Below are 5,980 nucleotides of genomic sequence, written 5' to 3'. Positions count from 1 at the left end.
CGGACGTTATCGCTCGCGCCCTCACTCCCAGGCTCCACCTGGGACCCTTCGGAGTTTGACAGGGTTTGGTAGGCTGGTGGGCCCCCTAGCCCTATCAGTGCTCTACAGGCCCCAGTCAGCACCTGAGGCTGACCCTAAAGTCATTTCGGGGAGAACCAGCTATCTCCGGGTTCGGTTAGCTTTTCACTCCTAACCCCAGCTCATCCGAGGGGTTTGCATCCCCCACCGGTTCGGGCCTCCACTGGGCTTCACCCCAGCTTCACCCTGGCCAGGGCTAGCTCACCCGGTTTCGGGTCCACGGCCGCGGACTAACGCCCTCTTCGGACTCGGTTTCCCTACGCCTCCGCCTCCACGGCTTAAGCTCGCCCACGACCGTGAGTCGCCGGCTCATGCTTCAATAGGCACGCCGCAACCCCCAAAGGGGCCGCGACTGCTTGTAAGCCCACGGTTTCAGGCTCTATTTCACTCCCCTCCCGGGGTTCTTTTCACCTTTCCCTCACGGTACTGGTTCACTATCGGTCACCCGGAGTACTTAGCCTTAGGCGGTGGTCCGCCCAGATTCCCCCATGGCTCCACGAACCACAGGGTACTCGGGTACCCTCACCTATCCCCTCCCCTTTCGCCTACAGGGCTTTCACCTTCTCCGGCGCTGCTTCCCAACAGCTTCGGCTAGAGTCGGGGATTCGGTATCCGAGGGCCCCACTACCCCGCCCGGACAAGCCAGACGGTTTAGGCTCTTCCCCTTTCGCTCGCCGCTACTCAGGGAGTCGCTTTCGCTTTCCTCTCCTCTGGGTACTGAGATGTTTCAGTTCCCCAGGTTCCCCCCGCCAATCGGCGGTGACCCGTGTTCCCACGGGCCGGGTTCCCCCATTCGGACATCCAGGGATCAACGCCCGCTACCGGCTCCCCCTGGCTTATCGCAGGTAGCCACGTCCTTCATCGGCTCGGGTGCCAAGGCATCCACCGTGGGCCCTTAGCATCTTGACCCTCAAAGGCCGCTCATCACGGCCTCCAACTACCTATCCTCCACCCCAGCTTTCAAGATCCCCCGCCGCCCCTTCAGGCAGCGCAAAGAAAAAACTACCAGACCAACACAAGACTGTCAAGGGGGGTGGAGGCTTTTCGGGTAAGCTAAGGGCGTGCGCGGCCTGTTGGTACGGCTTCTCCTCAACACCCTGGCCCTTTGGGTGGTAAGCCTGGTGTACCCGGGGGTTTCCTTCGCCCGGGAGGCAGGGCTTTTGGACTACTTGGTGGCGGGTGCGGTATGGGGGCTGGCCAATGCCTTACTGCGGCCCCTTCTCCTTTTCCTGACCCTGCCCTTAAACCTCATGACCCTGGGGCTCTTCACCCTGGTGGTCAACGGCATCGTGCTTTACCTGGTGGCCGAGGCCACAGCCCTTCAAGTGCCGGGCTTTGCGGAAGCCCTCATCGGGGCCTTGATCCTTTCCCTGGTAAGCCTTCTTCTCAGCTGGCTTTTCCGAGACTAGCGGTTTTCCATCACGTAGCGGGAAAGCTCCTCGATCAGGACCTCCTGCTCGGTGATGATGGCCTTGACCGCATCCCCGATGGAAACCACCCCGACCACCCTGCCCTCTTCCAAGACGGGAAGATGCCGCACCCGGTGCTCGGTCATCAGGCGCATGGCCTCTTGCAAGGTGGTTTCGGGAGTCACCGTGATCACCTCGCGGGTCATGACCTCCTCCACCAGGGTGTCCTTGGAAAACCGGCCCAGGAGGACCAGCTTCCGGGCATAGTCCCGCTCGGAGAAGATCCCGAGAAGCCTCTCCCCCTCCATGACCAGGAGGGCCCCGATGTCGTGCTCCGCCAGCTTGCGCAAAGCCTCCAGCACCGTGGCCTGGGGGTGAACGCTATAGACCCCTCCCCCCTTGCGCAACAGGACCTGCCGAACGGTCATAGAACCCCCCTTCCTTTAGGGGTTCATTATACCAGACCGAGCAAGCGCTTATCGCACGGTGAGGACCGGCCCCACCGCATGGCGCACCACGTATTCGGCGGTGCTCCCCAGGACCAGGCGGCGCACCGGCGCTCCCAGGGCCAGAAGATCCGAGGGGGTTTGCAGGGACAGAAGATGCTCTGCGGGATCGCCCGAGAAGGCCAGGGACTCCACCCGGATCCCCTGGTCCTGCAGGTAGGTCTGCGCCTCGAGGGCCCAGGTCCCTGCCTGCACCGGATCGTCGTGCACGCTCACCACCCGCACCAAAAGCCCCAGGGGTTTGGCCAAACCGGCTAAGGTGTGCAAGGCCCGCACCGCGCTTTCCGAAGCGTTGTAACCCAGGATGGCCCCTTGTATCTCCACGTAGTCGGTGGGGGCCACCAGAACCGGGGTAGGCGAGGTTCTTAAAACCCTGTCCACGGTGCTTCCCAACCCCACGAAGCTTCCCCCATGGGCTTCCCCGCTTCGGCCCATGACCAGGAGGTCTGCGGTGCGGGCATGGCGCAGGATCACCTCGTGGGGTAACCCGGTTTCCATGAAGACCTCCACCTGAAGCCCCGCCTCCTCGGCGCTTTTGCGAATACGCTCCAATAAGGCCTCGCCATGGGCGGAAAGGGCCTTTTCCAGCTCTTCCCGGTAGGCGGGCACGGGCACGGAAAGGGCCCCGAAGTCCATGAGCTCCAGCACCCGGATGAGGCGGGAATCCCGGACGTAGAGGGCCACCAACTTGGCGGAAAGCTTGTAGCAAAGCCACTCCGCCAGCACCTCCGCCCCCCGGGCCTGGGGAGAGCCATCTGTGGCCAGAAGGATCCTCATGGATCCATCTTACGGCCCTCAGGCCCAGCCCCCGGTTCCCGTACCCCCTGGGCCAAGGCCCAGGCGGGCAGGATCAAGGCCCCCAGGGCCAGGAGAACCGGCATCACGCCAAAGACCTCGATCCAGTGGCCTATGGGGGCGTAGAAGAGCCCGGCGAAACCCCAGGTGAAGCCCATGAGAAGCCCGGAAACCGTGGCCGTTTGGCCCGGTTCCAGCTCCTGGGCCAAGGCCACGGCCACCGGGATCCCCGCGTTCATCAAGGCCCCGGTCAGGCCCAGAAGGACCAGGTAGGGCGCACCCCCGGGAGGCAGGAAAAGAAGGCCCAGGTACAGGGGAAGCCCAAAGGCCAGGGTCCCCACCAAAACCGCCTTCCGCCCCAGGCGGTCGGAAAGGGTGCCCCCAAGAAAGGCGCCCAAGGTGGCGGAGAAGCTATAGGCGGAAAGGCTTAAGGCGATGTACGCATCGGAAAGGCCCCTTTGGGTAAACCAATAGGGCAAGGTGGTGGAAAAGCTCATAAACACCAGGCTCCTTAAGGTGGCCATCCCCCAAAGCCGGGCCACATCCCCGCGAAAGACCCTCAGAAAGTCCCTGAAACCCGCGGGCTTTCCCTGGCGCCGCACGGGGGGCAGGCGCAGGAGGAGCAGGGCCGGCACCAGGGCGAGCGGGGTTAACCACACTAGGCCCCTAAGCCCCCAGGCCCCCACGGCGAACAAGGCCACCACCGGTCCCAGGGAAAGACCCAAGTACCCGGCGGACCCGAAAAAGGAAAGCCAAAAACCCCTCCGCTCCCTGGGGGCAAACTCCCCCACCAGGCTGGCCCCCGAGGCGTGGAAAAGAGCCGAACCCAAGCCGGCAAGCCCCAGGACCAGAAGCAGTACCTCGAACCGGGGCCATAGGCCCAAAGAGCCCATGCCCAAAGCCACCAGCACCGGCCCCAAGGCCGCCAAAAGCCTTCGGTCCAACCGGTCGGCGATGAGGCCGGCCAGGGGCTGAAAAAGGCTACCCGTAAGGGAATACACGGACACCAGAAGCCCCACCGTCCCAAGCCCTACCCCAAAGTGGGCCATCAGCTTGGGCAGAAGGGGTGTGAGGAAGTTGGAAAAGAGGTCGTTGACCGTGTGAAGCCAGGCCAGGAGAAGCGGCAGCACCCTCCCATGCTAAACCCCTTTCTCATGGGGAGTGTGTTACAATCCCTTCGTGCTTGTGGGCTTTCCGGTAGGCGGGGGAAAAAGAAAAATGGCGCGCCCGAGAGGACTCGAACCTCTGACCTTCGGCTCCGGAGGCCGACGCTCTATCCAGCTGAGCTACGGGCGCACTCAGCGGGATGTATCCTAGCACGCTAAGGAGGAGGCGGTCAAGTGTTCGGTATCAGCAAGAAAGCCATCACCATCCTTTTCGGTCTTCTGGCCTTGGCCTTTGCCGTGGGGGCCATCCTCCTCTTCACCCCGCAGGCAGGGCAGCAGGCACGGGGCAAACCCGTGCTGTGGGTGAACGGGAAGGCGGTTTACGAGCTGGACCTGCTCAGGCTCCAGGGGAACGACCCCCTTTACGCCGCAAACCCGCAAGGGCTCCTCAAGAACCTGGTGGACACCCATTTCCTGGAGCAGGTGATCCTCACCGAGGCCCTCAAACAGGACGCCGCCCGGATACGGGTGGGTAGCGCCGAGGTGCGCAAGGAGGTGGACCGCATCAAGGAGCAGTTTGGCCTGAAGGACAAAAAGGCCTACGAGCAGTTCCTGAACCAGGTGGGGTACACGGATGCCCAGCTCAGGAGTGAGGTAAAAACCCAGCTCCAGATCCAGAAGCGCCTCGAGCAGATCCGCTCCGCGGCCAAGCCCACCCCGGAAGAAGTGCGGTTCTACTTTGAGGTGCACCAGGAGAACTACAAGGGTGAGCCCCGGGTGAAGGCCCGCCAGATCGTGGTGGACGATGCCAAACTGGCGGCGGAGCTTCTGGCCAAGGCCAAGGCCGGGGAGGACTTTGCCGCCTTGGCCAAGCAGCACTCCAAGGTGGGTGCCGAGCAAGGTGGGGCCTTGGGGGCAGCTCCCGGAGAAAGCGAGCCCAAACCCGTGACCAAGGTGGTCTTCCCCGAGAAGGTGGCGGAGGCAGTCTTCGCCAAGAAGGGGCCTGGCCTGGTGGGGCCCATAGAGGCTGGGGGCCGGTACTACCTGGTGAAGGTGGAGGAGTACCTGCCCCCCAAGGTGCCCACCTTTGAGGAGGTGAAGGAGCAGGTGGAGAAGGATGCCCAGGAGGCCAAGGGGAACGGGGCCCTCGAGGCCTACCTGGAAGACCTCCGCCGGAAGGCCCAGGTGCGCTTCGCCGAGGATAGCCCCTACAGCTACAAGAACCCTCCTGTGGCCAAGGTGGGCGACAGGGAAATCCTGCTGAGCGAGATTCTCCAGCCGGTTTTCTCCAACCAGCAGACCGCATCCCTCATCCAGCAGGGCCTGGGGGAGCTGGCGGTGCAGTTCTTCCTGCCCCAGACCCTGGAAAGCCTGATCGACCGCGAGCTCCTGGTGGAGGCCGCCAAGAAGAGCGGCCAACCCTTCATCGGCTCCAAGGACCAGATCGCCCAGGCCTACCTCCTCTACGAAACCCGGGGCCTCACCGCCACCGAGGAGGAAGCCCGCAAGTTCTATGCGGAAAACCCCGCCCTCTTCACCATCCCCGCCAGCGCCGAGGTAACGGGGGTGGTCTTCAAGGCCGAGGCCAAGGCCAAGGCCTTCCGGGAGGCGGCTTTAAAAGGCGGCGATCTTCAGGCCCTGGCCAAGGCCCAGGAGGGCAGCGTCACCGAGTACGGCACCGTGAACCCCAACCAGCTCCCCGCCGTCTTGGACCGCCTGGTCTTCAAGGTGAAGGAAACCTTCCCCAAGGGTCCTTTGGGGGAGGTGAGCGAGGTGGTGAAGCTGGAAGATGGCACCTTTGCCGTGCTGATCATCAAAGACCGCAAGGCGGAGGTGCTCAAGCCCTTCGCGGAAGTGGTGGAGCAGGCTAAGGAAGGGGTCATCAACCGGAAGCGGCAGCAGCAGGCCCAGGCCCTTATCCAGGAGCTCCGCAAGGCCGCCCAAATAGAAAACCGCCTGAGCCAGGTGCTGGCGGAACTCACCCCCAAAACCCAGGAGCCGGCGAAATCCCCTACACAGGAGGCTCCCAAGGAAGCGCCTTCCAAGCCCTAGGCCGGAAGAAACCCGCAGGGAGGCCCCAGGCGCC

5 protein-coding genes, 1 tRNA gene and 1 rRNA gene are annotated in these 5,980 nt (G+C 63.6%); 2 read left to right on the top strand and 5 right to left on the bottom strand.

What is annotated here, in order from left to right:
• Nucleotides 1-987: ribosomal RNA gene (locus tag AC27GT_RS11935) — 23S ribosomal RNA — on the bottom strand; the annotation flags it as partial.
• 152 nt (nucleotides 988-1,139) lie between these two features.
• Here AC27GT_RS11935 and AC27GT_RS11930 point away from each other — a divergent pair.
• Nucleotides 1,140-1,487, top strand: a complete 348-nt coding sequence (locus tag AC27GT_RS11930; RefSeq protein ID WP_015716084.1) for a phage holin family protein — start codon at nucleotides 1,140-1,142, stop codon at nucleotides 1,485-1,487.
• Here AC27GT_RS11930 and AC27GT_RS11925 read toward each other — a convergent pair.
• From AC27GT_RS11925 to AC27GT_RS11910, 4 genes are all read right to left on the bottom strand, one after another.
• Nucleotides 1,484-1,915, bottom strand: coding sequence for a CBS domain-containing protein (locus AC27GT_RS11925; RefSeq protein ID WP_038031853.1), 432 nt, complete (start codon nucleotides 1,913-1,915; stop codon nucleotides 1,484-1,486). The genes AC27GT_RS11930 and AC27GT_RS11925 overlap by 4 nt on opposite strands.
• 48 nt (nucleotides 1,916-1,963) lie before the next feature.
• Complete coding sequence (locus AC27GT_RS11920; RefSeq protein WP_054391650.1) at nucleotides 1,964-2,770, bottom strand: universal stress protein; 807 nt, start codon at nucleotides 2,768-2,770, stop codon at nucleotides 1,964-1,966.
• Nucleotides 2,767-3,918 carry an MFS transporter gene (locus tag AC27GT_RS11915; protein ID WP_038070978.1) on the bottom strand — a complete coding sequence of 384 codons (1,152 nt, stop codon included), beginning with the start codon at nucleotides 3,916-3,918 and terminating at the stop codon, nucleotides 2,767-2,769. The genes AC27GT_RS11920 and AC27GT_RS11915 overlap by 4 nt, the downstream gene beginning before the upstream one ends.
• An 89-nt stretch (nucleotides 3,919-4,007) precedes the next feature.
• Nucleotides 4,008-4,084 (bottom strand) — tRNA-Arg (locus AC27GT_RS11910).
• Nucleotides 4,085-4,128: 44 nt separating this feature from the next.
• Between AC27GT_RS11910 and AC27GT_RS11905 the strand changes: the two genes are divergently transcribed.
• Nucleotides 4,129-5,946 carry a peptidylprolyl isomerase gene (locus tag AC27GT_RS11905; RefSeq protein WP_487224201.1) on the top strand — a complete coding sequence of 606 codons (1,818 nt, stop codon included), beginning with the start codon at nucleotides 4,129-4,131 and terminating at the stop codon, nucleotides 5,944-5,946.
• The last annotated feature ends 34 nt before the right edge of the window (nucleotides 5,947-5,980 follow it).

Source organism: Thermus sp. KWY1, from assembly GCF_057547025.1.
The sequence above is the reverse complement of the archived record's forward strand: the minus strand, read 5'-3'. Positions and strand labels throughout refer to the sequence as shown.

Bases quoted from the DNA above. Each gene is read 5' to 3' on its own strand.
- AC27GT_RS11925 (WP_038031853.1), bottom strand. From the start codon at position 1,915: ATGACCGTTCGGCAGGTCCTGTTGCGCAAGGGGGGAGGGGTCTATAGC.
- AC27GT_RS11920 (WP_054391650.1), bottom strand. From the start codon at position 2,770: ATGAGGATCCTTCTGGCCACAGATGGCTCTCCCCAGGCCCGGGGGGCG.